Annotated in this window: 16 protein-coding genes; 13 read left to right on the top strand and 3 right to left on the bottom strand. The window is 66.9% G+C overall.

Annotation, left to right across the window (positions count from 1 at the left end; all coding sequences use genetic code 11):
- Positions 1-25: 25 nt before the first annotated feature.
- From hflK to DIE06_RS13435, 7 genes are all read left to right on the top strand, one after another.
- A complete protein-coding gene (gene hflK, locus DIE06_RS13470) occupies positions 26-1,375 on the top strand; it encodes an FtsH protease activity modulator HflK (protein WP_124661844.1) in 1,350 nt (449 codons plus the stop codon).
- A 15-nt stretch (positions 1,376-1,390) separates the two neighbouring features.
- The gene (hflC, locus tag DIE06_RS13465) at positions 1,391-2,290 is read left to right on the top strand and encodes a protease modulator HflC (RefSeq protein WP_124661843.1); all 900 of its coding nucleotides are present in this window, start codon (positions 1,391-1,393) and stop codon (positions 2,288-2,290) included.
- 38 nt (positions 2,291-2,328) lie between these two features.
- Positions 2,329-2,520 (top strand): DUF2065 domain-containing protein, encoded by a 192-nt coding sequence (locus DIE06_RS13460; RefSeq protein ID WP_009687995.1) that lies wholly within the window; start codon positions 2,329-2,331, stop codon positions 2,518-2,520.
- A gap of 113 nt (positions 2,521-2,633) precedes the next feature.
- Positions 2,634-3,782: an ATP phosphoribosyltransferase regulatory subunit gene (locus DIE06_RS13455; RefSeq protein WP_124661842.1), complete on the top strand. Its 1,149-nt coding sequence runs from the start codon at positions 2,634-2,636 to the stop codon at positions 3,780-3,782.
- Positions 3,783-3,895: 113 nt separating this feature from the next.
- On the top strand, positions 3,896-5,242 hold the full coding sequence (locus DIE06_RS13450; RefSeq protein ID WP_044848883.1) for an adenylosuccinate synthase: 1,347 nt from the start codon (positions 3,896-3,898) through the stop codon (positions 5,240-5,242).
- 8 nt (positions 5,243-5,250) lie between these two features.
- Positions 5,251-5,847, top strand: a complete 597-nt coding sequence (locus DIE06_RS13445) for a phosphoribosyltransferase (protein ID WP_124661841.1) — start codon at positions 5,251-5,253, stop codon at positions 5,845-5,847.
- A gap of 273 nt (positions 5,848-6,120) precedes the next feature.
- Positions 6,121-8,034, top strand: coding sequence for a potassium transporter Kup (locus DIE06_RS13435; RefSeq protein WP_124661840.1), 1,914 nt, complete (start codon positions 6,121-6,123; stop codon positions 8,032-8,034).
- A gap of 116 nt (positions 8,035-8,150) precedes the next feature.
- On the opposite strand, the gene DIE06_RS13430 is transcribed toward DIE06_RS13435, so the two are convergent.
- On the bottom strand, positions 8,151-10,475 hold the full coding sequence (locus tag DIE06_RS13430; protein WP_124661839.1) for a Tex family protein: 2,325 nt from the start codon (positions 10,473-10,475) through the stop codon (positions 8,151-8,153).
- Positions 10,476-10,635: 160 nt separating this feature from the next.
- On the opposite strand from DIE06_RS13430, the gene DIE06_RS13425 reads away from it, so the two are divergent.
- The 3 genes from DIE06_RS13425 to DIE06_RS13415 all read left to right on the top strand — a co-directional run bounded on the left by DIE06_RS13425 (position 10,636) and on the right by DIE06_RS13415 (position 13,968).
- Positions 10,636-11,376 (top strand): hypothetical protein, encoded by a 741-nt coding sequence (locus tag DIE06_RS13425; RefSeq protein ID WP_124661838.1) that lies wholly within the window; start codon positions 10,636-10,638, stop codon positions 11,374-11,376.
- Between the two features lie 77 nt (positions 11,377-11,453).
- Positions 11,454-11,669, top strand: a complete 216-nt coding sequence (locus tag DIE06_RS13420; RefSeq protein WP_006755091.1) for a YdcH family protein — start codon at positions 11,454-11,456, stop codon at positions 11,667-11,669.
- 55 nt (positions 11,670-11,724) lie between these two features.
- Positions 11,725-13,968, top strand: a complete 2,244-nt coding sequence (locus DIE06_RS13415) for an ATP-dependent DNA helicase (protein WP_124661837.1) — start codon at positions 11,725-11,727, stop codon at positions 13,966-13,968.
- Between the two features lie 81 nt (positions 13,969-14,049).
- On the opposite strand, the gene DIE06_RS13410 is transcribed toward DIE06_RS13415, so the two are convergent.
- On the bottom strand, positions 14,050-14,874 hold the full coding sequence (locus DIE06_RS13410; protein WP_124498569.1) for an outer membrane protein assembly factor BamD: 825 nt from the start codon (positions 14,872-14,874) through the stop codon (positions 14,050-14,052).
- 41 nt (positions 14,875-14,915) lie between these two features.
- Here DIE06_RS13410 and DIE06_RS13405 point away from each other — a divergent pair, with 41 nt between their 5' ends.
- Entirely contained in the window at positions 14,916-16,124 is a 1,209-nt protein-coding gene (locus tag DIE06_RS13405) for an RluA family pseudouridine synthase (RefSeq protein WP_124661836.1), read from the top strand.
- 6 nt (positions 16,125-16,130) lie between these two features.
- Positions 16,131-16,970, top strand: coding sequence for a peptidoglycan editing factor PgeF (gene pgeF, locus DIE06_RS13400; RefSeq protein ID WP_124661835.1), 840 nt, complete (start codon positions 16,131-16,133; stop codon positions 16,968-16,970).
- A 118-nt stretch (positions 16,971-17,088) separates the two neighbouring features.
- Here the strand turns inward: pgeF and DIE06_RS38680 are convergent, their stop codons facing one another.
- Positions 17,089-17,316: a hypothetical protein gene (locus DIE06_RS38680; protein WP_124661834.1), complete on the bottom strand. Its 228-nt coding sequence runs from the start codon at positions 17,314-17,316 to the stop codon at positions 17,089-17,091.
- 21 nt (positions 17,317-17,337) lie between these two features.
- Between DIE06_RS38680 and phaC the strand changes: the two genes are divergently transcribed.
- On the top strand, positions 17,338-19,212 hold the full coding sequence (gene phaC / locus DIE06_RS13390; protein WP_124661833.1) for a class I poly(R)-hydroxyalkanoic acid synthase: 1,875 nt from the start codon (positions 17,338-17,340) through the stop codon (positions 19,210-19,212).
- Positions 19,213-19,388: the final 176 nt, after the last annotated feature.

Raw genomic sequence — 19,388 nt, 5'->3', positions numbered from 1 at the left:
CGTCTAATCTGGTGAACAAACTCTGGTGAACGAATACAACGAGCGGAGTACCTGGCGGCGGATGCGCGCCTTGCTGTCGATCAACGATCCCCGCTGGGGACGCGGTGAAGGCAAGGGCAACGACGGATCCCGTCCGCGTGCGAACGAATCGAAGCGTCCGCCCGGTGGCGACGGTGACGGTCCGCCCGATCTCGACGAGATGTGGCGCAATTTCAACCGGCGTCTGAGCGGCCTGTTCGGCGGCAAGGGCGGCAACGGCTTCCGGCCCGACAACGGCCGGGCCGCGCGTGTCGGCGTTGGCATCGTGATCGGCGTGCTGGTCGCGGTCTACGCGGGCAGCGGGCTGTTTGTCGTGCCGGAGGGTCAGACGGGCATCGTGCTGCAGTTCGGCAAGCTGTCCGGCACGGTCGGCCAGGGCGTGCACTGGCGCGCGCCGTATCCGTTCGCGTCGCACGAGATCGTCGACACGTCGCTGGTCCGTTCGATCGAGATCGGCCGCAACAACGTCGTGCGTCTCGCGAACGTGAAGGAGGCGGCGATGCTGACGCGCGACGCCGACATCGTCGACGTGCGTTTCGTCGTCCAGTACCGGATCCGTTCGGCAACCGATTACCTGTTCCGCAGCGTCGATCCCGAGCGCAGCGTGTCGCAGGCCGCTCAGGCCGCGGTGCGTGCGATCGTCGGCACGCGCAGCGCGGCCGACATGCTGAACCAGGACCGCGACGCGCTGCGCGAGCAGCTGTCCGCCGCGATCCAGCGCGATCTCGATCGCTACCAGTCCGGGCTCGAGGTCACGGCCGTCACGATGCAGAGCGTCGCGGCGCCCGAGCAGACGCAGGCCGCGTACGCCGAAGTCGCGAAGGCGCGCGATGACCGCGAGGCCGCGAAGCGTGCCGCGCAGGCCTATGCGAACGACCTGCTGCCGAAGGCGCAGGGTGATGCCGCGAAACTCGCCGACGAAGCGAAGGCGTATGCCGATCGCGTGGTCACGGAGGCAGAAGGCGACGCGGACCGGTTCAAGCAGGTCTATGCGCAGTATTCGAAGGCGCCCGCGGTGATCCGCGAGCGGATGTACCTCGAGACGATGCAGGCAATCTATTCGAACGCGACGAAGGTGTTCGTCGGCAACAAGGGTGGCAACAGCGTCGTGTACCTGCCACTCGACAAGCTCGTCGAACAGGGGCGACAAAACGCCGCGAATGCCGCGGCGCCTGCCGGCGCATCCGCGCCCGACACGGCGTCGGCCCCGGCCGCCGCCGCGGCGAGCGCACCCGCGAGTGCGGCTTCGGCCGCGGGGGCGCCCGCACCGGGCAGCGACGTGCTGCGATCGCGCGAAGCGTTCCGCAGCCGCTCGCGCGAAGACGATACGAAGTAACGGGGAGCGCAGAACATGAACCGAATCATTGCGCTCGTCGTCGCAATCGTGATCGTTGCCTTCGCGGCGTCGTCGACCGTCCTGACCGTCGACCCGCGCCATACGGCCGTGCTGTCGGGTCGCGATGGCGCGCAACCCGAACTCGCGGGCCCCGGCATCCATTTCAAGCTGCCGCCGCCGTTGCAGACGGCGACGCTGATCGACACGCGCCTGCAATCGCTCGAGTCGTCGGATCCGCTGCAACTGGCGACTGAAGACAAGCACGACCTGCTCGTCGCGTATGCGGTCAAGTACCGGATCGGCGATCCGATGAAGTATTTCACGGCGACGGGCGGCGATCCGGCGGCGGCGAGCGAACGTCTGGCCGGCGCGCTGAAGAGCGCACTCGGCGACGCGTTCGGCAAGCGCGCGCTCGACGACGCGCTCGGCGGGCAGCGCGACATTGCCAATGCGGCACGCGACGCGGTGCGCGCGAAGGCATCGGGCTTCGGCGTCGACGTGGTCGACGTGCAGTTGACGCGCGTCGACTTGCCGGCTGCGCAGACGGATGCCGTCTATCAGCGGATGATTGCCGCGCTGCACGACCAGGCCGCACGGGTGCGCGCGGATGGGGCCGCCGATGTCGAGCAGATCAAGGCCGACGCGGAACGCGAACAGCAGGCGGTGCTCGCGAATGCGTACAAGTCCGCGCAGACGATCAAGGGCGAGGGCGACGCGAAGGCCGCGTCGATCGCCGCCGATGCGTTCGGCCGCGATCCGCAGTTCTATCAGTTCTATGCGAGCCTGCAGGCCTACCGGAATACCTTCAAGCGCAACGACATCATCGTCGTCGACCCCGACAGCGAGTTCTTCCGTTTCATGCGCAGCCCGACGGGCGGTGCCGCACCGGCGGCATCCGCTCCCCGCAAACACTGACTTTTTGGGGTGCCGCGTCGAGCGGCGCCGTCGCTCGCATGGATCTGGCTGGCTCGTTGTTGCTCGCGGTAGCACTGATGCTGATCATCGAGGGGGCGTTCCCCTTCGTGTTTCCTGTCGCCTGGCGCGACACGTTTCGTAGAATAGCGGAGCGGCCGCCGCACCATATCCGGATCGGCGGGCTCATCGTGATGGCGCTCGGGCTCGTCCTGCTGTTGCTCGCCACCTGATCGGAGACCTGATCCAGACGGCGCACCCCGCCGTTCGTTCCGCCCGATTCCGATTTCCGATTCATCTCGCGGCGCGCGAGTCGCGCCCTGTTTCCCGTCGTAGGACCGTACCGATGTCGACCTGGTTACTTCCCGAGAATATCGCCGACGTACTGCCGTCGGAAGCGCGCAAGATCGAGGAGCTGCGCCGCAGGCTGCTCGACCGCTTCCGTTCGTACGGCTACGAGATGGTGATGCCACCGCTGCTCGAATACCTCGAGTCGCTGCTGACGAGCGGCGGCACCGACCTGCGCCTGCGTACCTTCAAGCTGGTCGACCAGCTGTCGGGCCGCACGCTCGGCCTGCGCGCGGACATCACGCCGCAGGTCGCGCGCATCGACGCGCATCTGCTGAATCGCCAGGGCGTGACGCGTCTCTGCTATGCGGGCCACGTGATGCATACGCGTCCGCGCGGCCTGCACGCGACGCGCGAACAGATCCAGATCGGCGCCGAAATCTATGGACATGCCGGGCTGGAAGCCGATCTCGAGATCCAGCAGCTGATGGTCGACGCGCTGCACCTCGCGGGGCTGTCGCGCATCCGTCTGGACTTGTGTCATGCAGGCGTGCTCGCGGCGCTGCTCGCACGCGACGCGCAGGCCGCCGCGCGCGGCGAGGCGCTGCACGACGCGCTGTCGGGCAAGGACGTGCCGCTGCTGAACGAACTCACCGACGATCTCGGCGCGGACACGCGCGCGGCGCTGCGTGCGCTGCCGCATCTGTACGGCGACGCGAGCGTGCTTGACGAAGCGCGTGCGCGCCTGCCGGTGCTGCCCGAGATCACGCGTGCACTCGACGATCTCGCGCAGCTCGCGGCCCAGGCGAAGGGCGTCGAGGTGGCGATCGATCTCGCCGACCTGCGCGGCTACGCGTATCACAGCGGCGCGATGTTTACGGCGTACATCGACGGCGTGCCGAACGCGATCGCGCGCGGCGGCCGTTACGATCACGTGGGCCAGGCCTACGGTCGGGCCCGCCCGGCGACGGGCTTCTCGCTCGACCTGCGCGAGCTCGCCCGGATTTCGCCGATCGAAGCGCGTGGCACCGCGATTCTCGCGCCGTGGGCGCAGGACGACGCGTTGAGCGCGGCCGTCGCGACGCTGCGCGATGCGGGCGAGGTCGTGATCCAGGCATTGCCGGGGCACGACCACGTGCTCGACGAGTTCGCCTGCGATCGTTCGCTCGTCGAGCGTAACGGCGCATGGGTGGTCGAGCCCCGTTAAACAGGCGTTCGCGGGCCGTCGTTCGGCGTGCATATCGTTGAAGCGAAACGGAAAAATTCGGAATCGCCCGCGAACATAGGTAGAATACGTTTTTAACCAGCTAACGAATCAACATGTCTGCCAGCGCAGTGAACGTGACTCCCGGGCGCAATGTCGTCGTCGTGGGAACGCAATGGGGTGATGAAGGCAAGGGCAAGATCGTCGACTGGCTGACGGACCACGCTCAGGGCGTCGTGCGTTTCCAGGGCGGTCACAACGCCGGCCACACCCTCATCATCGGCGGCAAGAAAACCATCTTGCGCCTCATTCCGTCGGGCATCATGCGTGAAGGCGTCGCCTGCTACATCGGCAACGGCGTCGTTCTGTCCCCCGAGGCACTGTTCAAGGAAATCGGCGAGCTGGAAGAGGCCGGTGTGAACGTGCGCGATCGCCTGTTCATCTCCGAAGCCACGACGCTGATCCTGCCGTACCACATCGCGATCGACCAGGCGCGCGAAGCGCGCAAGGGCGCGGGCAAGATCGGTACGACCGGCCGCGGCATCGGCCCCGCGTACGAAGACAAGGTCGGCCGCCGCGCGCTGCGCGTGCAGGACCTGTTCGACGCGAAGACCTTCGCCGACCGCCTGCGCGAAAACCTCGATTTCCACAACTTCGTGCTGACCCAGTACCTGGGTGGCGCGGCCGTCGATTTCCAGGCCACGCTCGACACGATGCTCGGCTATGCCGATCGCCTGAAGCCGATGGTGGCCGACGTGTCGCGCCGCCTGTACGACGCGAACAACGCTGGCCAGAACCTGCTGTTCGAAGGCGCGCAAGGCACGCTGCTCGACATCGACCACGGCACCTATCCGTTCGTCACGTCAAGCAACTGCGTCGCGGGTGCGGCATCGGCCGGCGCCGGCGTTGGTCCGCAGAAGCTGAACTACATCCTCGGCATCACGAAGGCGTACTGCACGCGCGTCGGCTCGGGCCCGTTCCCGAGCGAGCTGTACGACGCGGACAACCCGCAGCGTCAGGATCAGGTCGGCGTCACGCTGGCGAACGTCGGCAAGGAATTCGGCTCGGTCACCGGCCGTCCGCGCCGCACCGGCTGGCTCGACGCAGCGGCGCTGCGCCGCTCGATCCAGATCAACGGCGTGTCGGGCCTGTGCATGACGAAGCTCGACGTGCTCGACGGCCTCGATGAAGTCAAGCTGTGCGTCGGCTACAAGATCGACGGCAAGGACGTGGACATCCTGCCGCGCGGCGCGGCCGACGTCGCACGTTGCGAACCCGTGTACGAAACGTTCGCCGGCTGGAAGGAAAGCACCGTCGGCATCAAGACGTGGGACGCACTGCCGGCGAATGCGCAGGCCTACCTGACCCGTGTCCAGGAAGTGGCCGGCGTGCCGGTCGACATGGTTTCGACGGGTCCGGATCGCGACGAAACGATCCTGCTCCGCCATCCGTTCAAGGTGTAATTTTCAGCATGACGCAGCAAATCACGATGACGGCGGCAGACTTGATGACCGATCCGCGCAACGACGACAAGAACCTGTGGGTCGGCTGGGACGAATACCATCGTCTGATCGAGCTGCTCGCGCTTCAGGTGCACGAATCGGGCTGGAAGTTCGACCAGATCCTGTGCCTCGCCCGTGGCGGTCTGCGCGTCGGCGACCAGCTGTCGCGCATCTACGATGTCCCGCTCGCGATCCTCGCGACGAGTTCGTACCGCGAAGCGGCCGGCACCGAGCAGGGCGAGCTGGACATCGCGCAGTACATCACGATGACGCGCGGCCAACTCGCGGGCAACGTGCTGCTGGTCGACGATCTCGTCGATTCGGGCGTCACGCTCGCGCGCGTGCAGGAGCACCTGAAGGAGCGCTATCCGGCGGTCACGGCCGTGCGCTCGGCCGTGCTCTGGTACAAGGGGTGCTCGACGGTGAAGCCGGACTATCACACGCAGTATCTGCCGACGAATCCGTGGATTCATCAGCCGTTCGAAGAGTGGGACACGGTACGTCCGCACAACCTCGAGGCATGGATCAAGCGCGGTCGCGCGCAGCGCGACGGTTCGGGCGCGTAAGCGGCCGGCCGATCGAAGGAAAGCCTTGTACGGCGCCGCTTGCGGCGCCGTTTTTCATTGGCGGACCGGCCCGGCGGGCACGGCGATCGGCGCGGGCGGTAGGCAGATGGCGTGGCCCCGGCTATCATGGCAGCCCTGCCACAGCTCGCGCATGATTGCATGCGCGGCGTGGATCACGTGGCTTAAGGGCAACAAGGCAGGACGGTTTTTCAGGGTGGCGCGAGTAGAATAGCGCTCGTTTTGTCCGAACCGGACCCGATTATTACGTTTCATATGAACGACACGATCCAGGCGACCGACGCAGCCCACGCGCATTCGACGCACCAACATTCGATGCAGGCGCTTGCGATAGCGGCCATCGGCGTCGTATTCGGCGACATCGGCACGAGCCCGCTTTACGCGCTGAAGGAGGCGTTCAGCCCCGCCCACGGCATTCCGCTGACCGAAAGCTCGATTCTCGGCGTGATCTCGCTCCTGTTCTGGGCGATCGTCCTGGTGGTCGGTATCAAGTATCTGTTGTTCGTGATGCGGGCCGACAACAACGGCGAGGGCGGTGTGCTCGCGCTGATGGCGCTGTCGCTGCGGCCCCTCGACTCGAAAACCCGCGTCGCAGGCGCGCTGATGGCGCTCGGGATCTTCGGTGCGTGCATGTTCTACGGCGATGCCGTGATCACGCCCGCGATTTCCGTGATGTCGGCGGTCGAAGGCCTCGAGATCGCGACGCCGCATCTGTCCCATCTCGTGCTGCCGATCACGATCGTGATTCTGATCGCGCTGTTCTGGATCCAGCGCCACGGCACCGCGATGGTCGGCAAGCTGTTCGGGCCGATCATGGTGGTGTGGTTCGTCGTGATCGCGGCACTCGGCGTGTACCACATCGTGCGCGTGCCGGGCATCATCGCGGCGATCAACCCGTATTACGCAGCGTCGTTCATGGCCGACCACCTGCTGCAGGCCTACGTCGTGCTCGGTTCGGTCGTGCTGGTGCTGACCGGCGCGGAAGCGCTCTACGCGGACATGGGCCACTTCGGCGCGAAGCCGATCCGCCTCGCCGCGTACGGGCTCGTGATGCCTTCGCTTGTGCTGAACTACTTCGGCCAGGGCGCGCTGTTGATCCAGAACCCGAAAGCGATAGAAAACCCGTTCTTCCTGCTGGCGCCCGAATGGGGGTTGCTGCCGCTCGTCGTTCTGTCGACGGTCGCGACCGTGATCGCTTCGCAGGCCGTGATTTCGGGCGCGTATTCGCTGACGTCGCAGGCGATCCAGCTCGGCTATGTGCCACGCATGAAGGTGCTGCATACGTCCGAGCTGGCGATCGGCCAGATTTACGTGCCCGTCGTGAACTGGCTGCTGCTGTTCGTGATCCTTTGCATCGTGATCGGTTTCAAGAGCTCCGACAACCTCGCGGCCGCGTACGGCATCGCGGTGACGGCGACGATGGTGATCACGACCGTGCTCGCGGCCGTCGTGATGGTGAAGGTGTGGAACTGGAACCGGCTGCTCGTCGGCGCGATCATCGCGGTGTTCCTCGCGGTCGACCTGGGCTTTTTCGGCGCGAACCTGCTGAAGGTCGCGCAGGGCGGCTGGCTGCCGCTCGGCATCGGTGCGCTGCTGTTCTTCCTGCTGATGACCTGGTACAAGGGGCGCCACATCGTCAAGGAGCGCACGGCCGCCGACGGTATCCCGCTCGAGCCGTTCCTGCAGGGGCTGCTCGCGCACCCGCCGCACCGCGTGTCGGGCACCGCGATCTACCTGACCGGCAACGACAAGCTCGTGCCCGTCAGCCTGCTGCACAACCTGAAGCACAACAAGGTGCTGCACGAGCGAACCATCTTCCTGACGTTCGTCACGCGCGACATTCCGTACGTGCGCGACGACAAGCGCCTGAGCTCGCGCGAAGCGGGCGGCGGCCTGTACATCGTCAAGGCCGAGTACGGCTTCAACGAGACGCCGGATGTGAAGGCCGTGCTCGAGGAATTCGGCCGCACGCACGACATGACGTTCGAGCTGATGGACACGTCGTTCTTCCTCGCGCGCGAAACGGTCGTGCCGACGCATCTGCCCGGCATGTCGATCTGGCGCGAACGCGTGTTTGCATGGATGCATCAGAATGCGGCGAAGCCGACCGACTTCTTCTCGATCCCGGCAAACCGCGTGGTCGAACTCGGTACCAAAATCGAGATCTGACCGGAGCACGGGGCCGCGCATGCGGCCCATGCAAGTCCGGCGCTGCGATGCGCCAAGCAAACAAAAAGCCCGCCTTTCGGCGGGCTTTTTTTCGTCCATCGACAGCCTTCGCGTGTTCAGCGCTTCAGTTTCGCGAACGCCGCGGCCATCGCGCCGGCCGGTTCCGGTTCGCGCGAACGCTGCGGGCGGGCCGCACCGCGGCCGGCATTGCCGCGATCCTGGCCGCCGCGCGGCGCCATGCCGGGCGCGGCCGCTTCGTCGTCGAGGCGCATCGTCAGCGCAATGCGCTGGCGCTTCACGTCGACGTCGAGCACCTTGACCTTGACGACCTGGCCTGCCTTCACGACTTCGTGCGGATCCTTGATGAACTTCGTCGACATCGCGGACACGTGGACGAGGCCGTCCTGGTGCACGCCGACATCCACGAACGCGCCGAATGCCGCGACGTTCGTCACGACCCCTTCGAGCAGCATGCCCGGCATCAGGTCGGACACCTTCTCGACGCCATCGCGGAACGTGGCGGTCTTGAATTCGGGGCGCGGGTCACGACCCGGTTTTTCGAGTTCGGACAGGATGTCGCGCACCGTCGGCAGGCCGAAACGTTCGTCAACGAATTCGGTCGGCGACAGCCCGGACAGCGCGTCGCGGCTGCCGAGCACGTCGTCGATCCGCTTGCTGATCTTCGCGAGGATCCGCTCGACGACCGGATAGGCTTCCGGGTGCACCGACGAGCGGTCGAGCGGATTCTCGCCGCCGTTGATGCGCAGGAAGCCGGCCGCCTGTTCGAAGGTCTTGTCGCCGAGGCGCGGCACCTTGCGCAGGTGGTCGCGCGACGGGAACGGACCGTTCGCGTCGCGATAGTCGACGATGTTGCGTGCGAGCGTGGCGTTCAGGCCCGACACGCGCGCGAGCAGCGCGACCGACGCGGTGTTCGCGTCGACGCCGACCGCGTTCACGCAATCCTCGACCACCGCGTCGAGCGAGCGGGCGAGTTCGCGCTGGTTCACGTCGTGCTGGTACTGGCCGACGCCGATCGCCTTCGGCTCGATCTTCACGAGCTCGGCGAGCGGGTCCTGCAGGCGGCGGGCGATCGACACGGCGCCGCGCAGCGACACGTCGAGTTCCGGGAATTCCTTCGCGGCCAGTTCGGACGCCGAGTAGACCGACGCGCCGGCCTCCGACACGACGATCTTCTGCAGCCGCAGTTCGGGGTGCCTGGAGATCAGCTCGCTCGCGAGCTTGTCGGTTTCACGGGACGCGGTGCCGTTGCCGATACTGATCAGCTCGGCCTGCGTCTGCGCGGCGATCCGCGCGAGCTTGGCGAGCGAGCCGTCCCAGTCGCGGCGCGGCTCGTGCGGGTAGATCGTATCGGTCGCGAGCAGCTTGCCGGTGCGGTCGACCACGGCGACCTTCACGCCCGTGCGCAGGCCGGGGTCGAGACCGATCACGGCCTTCGGGCCGGCCGGCGCGGCCAGCAGCAGGTCCTTCAGGTTGCGGGCGAACACGCGGATCGCCTCGGCTTCCGCCGTTTCACGCAGTTGCGTGAGCAGTTCGTTCTCGATGTGCGGCTGCACCTTCACGCGCCAGCACCAGCGGCACACGTCGGACAGCCACTTGTCGGCCGGGCGGCTCTGGTTCGCGATCCCGAAATGGCGCGCGATCATCGCTTCGCCGGGATGCGGCACCTGCGCGTCGAGTTCCTCGCCGAGACCGAGCTTGACGGTCAGCACAGCGGCGTTGCGGCCACGGAACAGCGCGAGCGCGCGGTGCGACGGTACGGTCCGGATCGTTTCCGCGTAGTCGTAGTAGTCGCGGAATTTCTCGCCTTCCTCGTTTTCCTTGCCTTCGACGACCGCCGACGACACGACGCCCTGGCTGTGCAGGTAGTCACGCAGCTTGCCGAGCAGTTCGGCCGTTTCGCCGAACTGTTCGGACAGGATGTCGCGCGCGCCGTCGAGCGCGGCCTTCACGTCGGCGACGCCCTTGTCGGCATCGACGTACGCGGCGGCTTCGGTCTGGGGATCGAGCAGCGGATTCGCGAGCAGGGCCTGCGCGAGCGGCTCGAGGCCGGCTTCGCGGGCGATCTGCGCACGCGTGCGGCGCTTCGGCTTGTACGGCAGATAAAGGTCTTCGAGCACCTGCTTGCTGTCGGCCGCGTCGATCGCGGCGCGCAGTTCGTCGGTCAGCTTGCCCTGTTCGTCGATGCTCGACAGGATCGCCGCGCGGCGATCCTCGAGCTCGCGCAGATACAGGAGGCGTTCCTCGAGCTGGCGCAGCTGCGTGTCGTCCAGGTTGCCGGTCACTTCCTTGCGGTACCGGGCAATGAACGGAACGGTCGAGCCTTCGTCGAGGAGTTGCACTGCCGCCGCGACCTGGCGCGGCTGGACGGACAGTTCGGTGGCGATGCGCTGTACGATCTTGAGTGCTACGGTTTCCGTCATGTCGTGGATGATCTGCCTGCTGAAATCGCGGCGCGGGCCGGCAGGCCGCGCGCGTCGGGCTGCGAGACGGGCCCGACGGACCAGATGCCGCGGGTGAGTGAAGCGGGGCATTTTGCCATAAATGGCGGAGCGTCCAGCCGGGGGTGATAGAATTTGACACATGTCCCGCAGCTTTCCTACGACGTTGCCAACTTCCCGCATTTCTCTCGTCGCGCTCGGCGCAGCGCTTGCCGCGGCTTTGTCCGCGGGGTCTACCGTCGCGTACGCACAGGCATCGGGCGCAACCGCGCCGGACGCCGCCGCCGCGCCCTCCGCCACGCAGGATTTTGACGCCCGTCAAAAAGTGCTCAATCAACGTTCCGCGGAAAACGATTATCGTTATGCCGTGGCGGAGCACGATTGTTACAGCAAGTTCTTCGTCAATCACTGTCTCGGTGTCGCGCGCGACCAGATGCGCGAGGAGCGGGCGAGCATCCGTCAGGAGCAGCTCGCGCTCGACGACGAGCAGCGCGCGGTGCGGGCGCAGCAGCGCGACCAGCAGCAGGCATTGAAGCAGGCGCAGGATGCGGCGGAAGCGCCGCAGCGCGCGGCGAACGATGCGGCGAACGCGGCTGCGTTCCGCGACAAGCAGGAGCAGAATGCACTGAAGCAGACGCAGCGCGGCGCGGAAGGGCCGCAGCGCGCCGCGAACAAGCAGGCATACGACCAGAAGCAGGCGGACTTCCAGCGCAAGCTCGACCAGGCGCGCCAGCAGGGCGCGCAGAAGGCGCAGGAGCGGGCGGACAACGCCGCGCGCTACGAGCAGAAGCAGAAGGAAGCGGCCCAGCACAAGGCCGATGTCGAGCGGCGTCAGCAGGAAGCGGCCGGCAAGGCCAAGCAGCAGCAACAGCAGGGGCAGTAACGTGTTGGATTGATCCGGAGTCAGTCTCGTGCGTGCCGGCACGCCAGCCGGCGCGCTGCTTCGATGAGGAGGCGCATATGCAAAACCGTCCCACGGAACAGCAGCAGGAATTGCACAACCGTTTGGCAGCATTGCAGGAGCAGCACCAGCAGCTTGCTCGGGAGATCGAGCTGAAGGAAGGACACTCCGACATCGACGACATCACGCTGCACCGGCTGAAGAAGGAAAAGCTGGCGGCCAAGGACAAAATCATTTTGCTGCAATCGCAGCTGGAACCGGATAAGCGCGCCTGAGCGCGGCCTGGCAAGCGCCGGCGCCGCCCGGGCGCTGGACACAGGAACGCTTGCCTTGAATTCACCGCTTGAAGCCAACCCCGATGCCCGGCGTGACACGTCGTCCGCCGGGCGCGTTCGTGCGCCCGAAGGCACCTTCGAGCTGAGCCGCAAGCGCGTCGACGAACTCGATACGATCTTCGGCGAGGGCGGACTGCTCGCGCGCGCGCTCGACGGCTATCACCCGCGCCAGTCGCAGATCGAGATGGCGCGCGCGGTCGCGTCCGCGATGGAGGCGTCCGCGCGCCGGATGCCCGAGCCGGAAATCTTCGAGACCCGCAAGCGGCCGGCGCGCCGCCTCGGCGAAGGCGACCAGGCGCCCGAGTCCGCCGCGGACGGCACAGCCGCCGACACCGCTGGCGACGCCGCCGACAACACGCTGATCGTCGAGGCCGGCACGGGTACCGGCAAGACCTATGCGTACCTGGTGCCCGCGATGCTGTGGGGCGGCAAGGTGATCGTGTCGACCGGCACGAAGCATCTGCAGGACCAGCTGTTCCAGCGCGACATCCCGACGGTGCGCAACGCGCTCGCGGTGCCGGTGACGGTCGCGATGCTCAAGGGCCGCTCGAACTACCTGTGCCATTACTACCTGCAGCGCACGGCCGACAACGGCCGCCTGCCGTCGCGGCAGGACACCGCGTACCTGCAGGAAATCGTCCGGTTCGCGAAGATCACGAAGAGCGGCGACAAGGCCGAGCTCGCGAGCGTGCCGGAGACGGCGCCCGTGTGGTCGATGGTCACGTCGACGCGCGACAACTGCCTCGGCCAGGAGTGCCCGCATTACAAGGAGTGCTTCGTGATGCAGGCGCGGCGGGAGGCACAGCAGGCCGACGTCGTCGTCGTCAACCATCACCTGTTCTTCGCGGACATCATGCTGCGCGACACCGGGATGGCCGAACTGCTGCCGAACGCGAACACGGTGATCTTCGACGAAGCGCACCAGCTGCCGGAGACGGCCACGCTGTTCTTCGGCGAGACGCTGTCGACCACGCAGATTCTCGAACTCGCGCGCGACACGGTTGCCGAAGGCCTGAGCCATGCGCGCGATGCGGTCGAGTGGGTGAAGCTCGGCGGTGATCTCGAGCGCGCGGCGCGCGACCTGCGCCTCGCGTTCGCGAACGACCAGATCGTGCGCATGTCGCTCGCGCAACTGGGTGACGATCACCCGATGTTCGGCGCGCTCGACGCGCTTGAAGTGGCGCTCGACGCGCTTGCCTCGGCGCTCGCGAGCCAGGCCGAGCGGGCGGAATCGCTCGGCGCGTGCCTGCGGCGCGCGCGCGAGCTGCAGGACCTGCTCGCGGGCTGGGTCGAGCCCGGTGCGGCGGAAGCGGCCGCGAAGGCCGATGCCGCCGCGGCCGGCGACGAGGCGGCTGCCGACGACCCGAACGAGAAGGTGCGCTGGGTCGAGGTATTCGCGCATACCGTCCAGCTGCACGAAACGCCGCTGTCGGTCGCGCCGATTTTCGCGAAGCAGCGCGCCGGCGTGCCGCGCGCATGGGTCTTCACGTCGGCGACGCTGTCGGTGCGCGGCGACTTCACGCACTATGCGGCCCAGATGGGTCTCAGCTCGCGGCGCTCGATGACACTCGCGAGCCCGTTCGACTATCAGACGCAGGGCCTGCTGTACGTGCCGCGCAACTTGCCGCAGCCGTCGTCGCCGGCGTTTACCGATGCGGTGTTCGACGCCGCGTTGCCGGCGATCGAGGCGTCGGGTGGCGGTGTCTTCATGCTGTGCACGACACTGCGCGCGGTTGACCGGATCGCGTCGAAGCTGCGCGACGTGATCGAGGCGCGCGGCTGGAACATGCCGCTGCTGGTGCAGGGCGATGCCAGCCGTACCGAGCTGCTCGATCGCTTCCGTTCGTACGGCAATGCGATCCTCGTCGGCAGCCAGAGCTTCTGGGAAGGCGTGGACGTGCGCGGCGACGCGCTGTCGCTCGTCGTGATCGACAAGCTGCCGTTCGCGCCGCCCGACGATCCGGTGCTGGCCGCGCGGCTCGACGCGCTGACCAAAAAGGGCTTGAGCCCGTTCGCGGTTCACCAGCTGCCGCAGGCCGTGATCACGCTGAAGCAGGGCGCGGGTCGCCTGATTCGCGCGGAGACCGATCGCGGCGTGCTGATGATCTGCGACACGCGGCTCGTCGACAAGCCTTACGGTCGCCGGATCTGGCAGAGCCTGCCGCCGTTCAAGCGCACCCGCGAGATTGCGGTCGTGCAGGACTTCTTCGACGAACATCGCGCGGAAAAACGCGCGTGACCGAACCGCCGCCTGCTACGGGCGGCACCAACAAAAAACCCGGCTCGATGGCCGGGTTTTTTGTTGTGTGGCGGGCGTCGCTCAGAACTGCCACCACGACTTCTTCGTGCCGGGGCGCGAGTGGCCGGTGATGTACGGGCTGTCCGGGAAGGTTCCGGCCAGCACGCGCTTCGTGTCTTCCGCGAGTTGCGGCTGGTTCAGCTTGCCGTACGACAGGATCATGATGTGCAGCGCGTCCTCGATCGCCGGCGCACCCTTGTAATCCTTGATCGCGAGCTGAGCACGGTTGATCGCCGCGACATAGGCGCCGCGCCGATAGTAGTAGTCGGCCGCGTGCACTTCGTGCGAGGCGAGCGCGTTGACGATATAGCGCATCCGGGCGGCGGCGTCGGGCGCGTACTTGCTCTTCGGAAAGCGGTCGACGACGACCTTGAACGCGTCGTACGATTCGCGCAGTGCCTGCGGATCGCGCTCGCTCATGTCCTGGCCGGAGAAGCGGCCAAACAGGCCGAGATCGTCGTTGAAGTGGATCATCCCCTTCAGGTAGTACGCGTACGGGATATCCGGGTGATCCGGATGCAGCTGGATGAAGCGGTCGACGGCCTGGTCGGCGGCTGCCGCTTCGTTGTCCTTCCAGTTGCAGTACGCGACGTTGATCTGCGCCTGTTGCGCGAAATGGCCGAACGGATCGCGGCCTTGCAGCGATTCGAAATATTTCGCGCACTTGCCCCAGTCGCCGCCGGACAGTGCGTCCTGGGCCTCTGAGTATAATTTGTTGTTCGACCAGGTAGCCGTCTCGTCCTGCTTCTGCGGCAAGCCGTGGCAGCCGGCGATGAGGGCCGCGGCCGCTACCACCGCAGCTCGGGCGGCGACGGTTTTGGCCGTACGTTTGGTCGAATTCATCATGCTCGCATGTCCTAGCTTCAAGTCTCGGTGACCCAGTCTAAATGACCCGTTCAAGTTCGCAGAATGCCCCGCGGGGCAAGTCAAATCGCGAAGATTATAGCCCAAGCGATCGGCCCGCCGACGCTGCGTCGGGGGATTCCCCCGATGATGATCTGGCTGCAGACGCGATGCAGCCGCCTGTCGTGCCGTCCGTGGCGGCCGACGAGACGCCGCGCGTCGTCGAAGTGCCGCTGTCGCTCGCGGGTGAACGCCTCGACAAGGCACTTGCCCAACTGTTCCCCGAATTCTCCCGCAGCCGCCTGCAGAGCTGGATCGAGGCGCAACGCGTGCTGGTCGACGGCGCGCCGGCGAAGATCCGCCAGCCGGTGCCGCTCGGCGCGAGGATCGAGCTCGTGCCCGACCTGCTGCCGGAGCAGCTGGCGTTCACGCCGGAGCCGGTGCCGCTCGACGTCATCTATGAGGACGACGCGCTCGTCGTCATCAACAAGCCGGCGGGCCTCGTCGTCCACCCGGCTGCCGGCAACTGGAGCGGCACGATCCTCAACGGCCTGCTGCACCGCTATGGCGACGCGGCAGCCGGCCTGCCGCGCGCGGGTATCGTGCACCGGCTCGACAAGGAGACGTCCGGCCTGATGGTGGTTGCGCGCACACTCGCCGCGCAGACCGACCTCGTGCGCCAGCTGCAGGCGCGCACGGTGAAGCGCCGCTATTTCGCGCTCGTGTGGGGCATGATGCCCGAAGACGGCACGATCGACGCGCCGATCGGCCGCGATCCGCGCGAGCGCACGCGCATGGCCGTCGTCACCGGCGCGTCGGGCAAGCCCGCGCGCACGCATTTCCGCACGGTTGACACATGCATGTGGCAACGTCAGCCGGTGTCCGCGATCCAGTGCGACCTCGAAACCGGCCGCACGCATCAGATCCGCGTGCACTGCTCGCATGTCGGGCATCCGCTGCTCGGCGATCCGGTGTACGGGCGCGCGCGTGGCAAGCGCTCGGTCGCGCCGCTGCCGGACGGGTTCGCGCGGCAGGCGCTGCACGCATGGCGGCTCGGCCTCGTGCATCCGGTCACGGGCAAGACGATGCAGTGGCGCTGCCCGTTGCCGGACGACATGAACGCACTCGTCGCGGCGCTGGGCTTCGGGCAGGGCGAAGAGGAATTCGACGATGAAGACGGTGTCTACGACGATGACGATTTCGCCGGCGACTATCAGGACCACGACGAGGATTACGACGATGAGGAGGAGTGAGTGCCGATGACGAACCTGGCGCCGTTGACGTGGCAGGACTGCGTGCAGCCCGACTGGCGGGTGGCGCCGCGCGTGCGCGCGCTGATCACGACGCGTGACGGCGGCGTGAGCGAAGGCCCGTACGGGCGCTGGCAGGACGGTGCCGCGTTGCCGGGCGGGATGAATCTCGGCCTGCACACCGGTGACGATCCGGCCCATGTCGCGGCGAATCGCGCGCGCTTGCTCGCGTTGGCGGGCCAGTCGCGTGCGGCATGGCTCGAACAGGTTCACGGCGCGCAGGTCGTGCGTGCGGACGAAGTGATCGAGGCCGCACCGGGTGCCGCGGCGGCCGTGCAGGCCGACGCGAGCGTGACCGACCGCGCGGGGGCGGTCTGTGTCGTGATGGTCGCGGATTGCCTGCCGGTGCTGCTGTGCGATGCGCAGGGCCGGGCGGTGGGCGCGGCGCATGCAGGCTGGCGCGGGCTTGCGGCCGGCATCGTCGAGCAGACCGCGGCCCGCGTTGCAGCACTCGCCGGCGGTGCGACGGATGCGCTCCATGCGTACCTCGGGCCCGCGATTGGCCCGCAGGCATTTGAAGTGGGCGCCGACGTGCGCGAGGCGTTTCTCGACACGGCTCCGCAGTCGGAGCATGATGAGACGCGGCAAGCGTTCGTCGCAATCGACGGCGCGCCCGGCAAGTACCTCGCCGACCTCCATGCGCTCGCGCGCCTGCGCCTCGCGCGTGCAGGTGTTGCGCACGTGAGCGGCGGGACCGCGTGCACGGTCACCGAACACGCACGCTTCTATTCGTACCGGCGCGACCGCGTGACCGGCCGCATGGCGGCGGCGATCTGGCTGGCCGATTGACGGCTGACCGCGCGCGCTTGCGCGCGCGGCTTGTTGCGCTGCAAAATCGGGTTATCTCGATATTGGCGCGGCAATGCGACGTTGCATGGGCAACCGAATGAATAATCCCGAAGTCAAGTCAATCAAAATGTTTTATGTTTCGCCGGAAGCCTTGTCCCGCTTGTTGCGCGCGGATTATCTCCGGGCAGAAATGTTCAGTGGTTTGACGCAATGCTTCACATGGGGAAAACGATAATGATAAAAATACCGCACTGCGGCAGAATCTGGAGACGCCTCTCCAGAGCATGACGGCCCGGCTCGCAACCGGCACGCCGCGCGCGAGCAGGATTTCACGATAGACGCTCACGAATCACCGGTAAGGCAGGTAATGACAGCATCGAAAAACTCGTCGACGTCCGCTCAGGCGGGCACTTCCGCGGGCAGTACTGGATTCGGCCAGGCTGCCCAGCCGATGCAGCAGATGTTCGAGGCATGGCTGAACGCCTGGCGCGGTTTCGCCGATCCGGCACGCGCCGCGACGGCGGCGACCACCGCGAATCCGTTCACCGCATTCCAGTTCCCGACATCGGTGCCGTTCCAGATGCCGTCGATGCCGGATCTGGGCGCCCTCGGCGGCCTGGCATCGCCGTTCGCGGGGCTCAAGCTGCCGGTTGCCGCGATCCCGCCCGAACGGCTCCAGAAGCTGCAGGCCGACTATGCCCGCGACTGCCTGACGCTGATGCAGCAGGCCGCCGCCACGAAGCTCGAGTCGCCTGAACTGAAGGACCGCCGCTTCAGCGCCGATGCCTGGAAGGCGTCGCCCGCGCATGCGTTCGCGGCTGCGTGGTATCTGCTGAACGCGCGCTACCTGCAGGAGCTGGCCGACGCGCTCGAGACCGATCCGAAGACGCGCGAACGCATCCGTTTCTCCGTCCAGCAATGGACGGCCGCCGCCGCGCCGAGCAACTTCCTCGCGCTCAATCCCGATGCGCAGAAATCGATCCTCGAGACGCAGGGCGAAAGCCTGCGGCAGGGGATGATGAACCTGCTCGGCGACATGCAGCGCGGCAAGATTTCGCAGACCGACGAATCGCAATTCGTGGTCGGCAAGAACCTCGGGTGTACCGAAGGCGCGGTCGTCTACGAGAACGACCTGATCCAGCTGATCCAGTACACGCCGAAGACCGACAAGGTGTTCGAGCGGCCGCTGCTGATCGTGCCGCCGTGCATCAACAAGTTCTACATCCTCGACCTGCAGCCCGAGAATTCGCTCGTCGCGCATGCGCTGTCGAGCGGCCATCAGGTGTTCCTCGTGTCGTGGCGCAACGCCGATGCGTCGGTCGCGCACAAGACGTGGGACGACTACATGAACGAAGGGCTGCTCGCGGCGATCGACGCCGTGCAGCAGGTCAGCGGCCGCGAGCAGATCAACACGCTCGGCTTCTGCGTCGGCGGCACGATGCTCGCGACCGCGCTGTCGGTGCTCGCCGCGCGCGGCGAACATCCGGCCGCGTCGATGACGCTGCTGACCGCGATGCTCGACTTCACCGACACCGGCATCCTCGACGTGTTCGTCGACGAGGCGCACGTGCAGATGCGCGAGCAGACCATCGGCGGCAAGAATGGCGCCGCGCCGGGGCTGATGCGCGGCGTCGAGTTCGCGAACACGTTCTCGTTCCTGCGGCCGAACGACCTCGTGTGGAACTACGTCGTCGACAACTACCTGAAGGGCCGCACGCCCGCCGCGTTCGACCTGCTGTACTGGAACAGCGACTCGACGAGCCTGCCGGGTCCGATGTACGCGTGGTACCTGCGCAATACCTATCTCGAGAACAAGCTCCGCGTGCCGGGCGCGTTGACGGTGTGCGGCGAGCCCGTCGACCTGTCGCGCATCGACGTGCCGACCTTCATCTACGGGTCGCGCGAGGATCACATCGTGCCGTGGCAGACGGCCTACGCATCGACGGCGATCCTGACGGGCCCGCTGAAGTTCGTGCTCGGCGCGTCGGGCCACATCGCGGGTGTGATCAATCCGCCGGCGAAGAAGAAGCGCAGCTACTGGATCAACGACAACGAGCTGCCCGAATCCGCGGACGACTGGCTTGCCGGCGCGACCGAGCAGCCGGGCAGCTGGTGGACGACCTGGGTCGAGTGGCTCGACCAGTACGGCGGCCGCAAGGTGGCGCCGCCCGCCAAGGCCGGGTCCGCGCAGTTCCCGGTGATCGAGCCGGCGCCGGGCCGCTACGTGTTGCAGCGCGATTGACGAAAACCGGACAGCGGCGCACGCTGTCCGATGCACCGCAGTTTTTTTAACAGGGCCGGTGGCGATGCGCCGTGTCGTGCGGGCCCGGAGGAAACGGAAATGACGGACGTAGTGATCGTATCGGCCGCGCGGACCGCGGTCGGCAAATTCGGCGGCTCGCTCGCGAAGGTCGCGGC

The organism is Burkholderia sp. Bp8998 (assembly GCF_003854235.1).
Lineage (GTDB): Bacteria > Pseudomonadota > Gammaproteobacteria > Burkholderiales > Burkholderiaceae > Burkholderia.
Note: the sequence above shows the minus strand (reverse complement) of the source record. Positions and strands in the feature narration are given on the sequence as shown.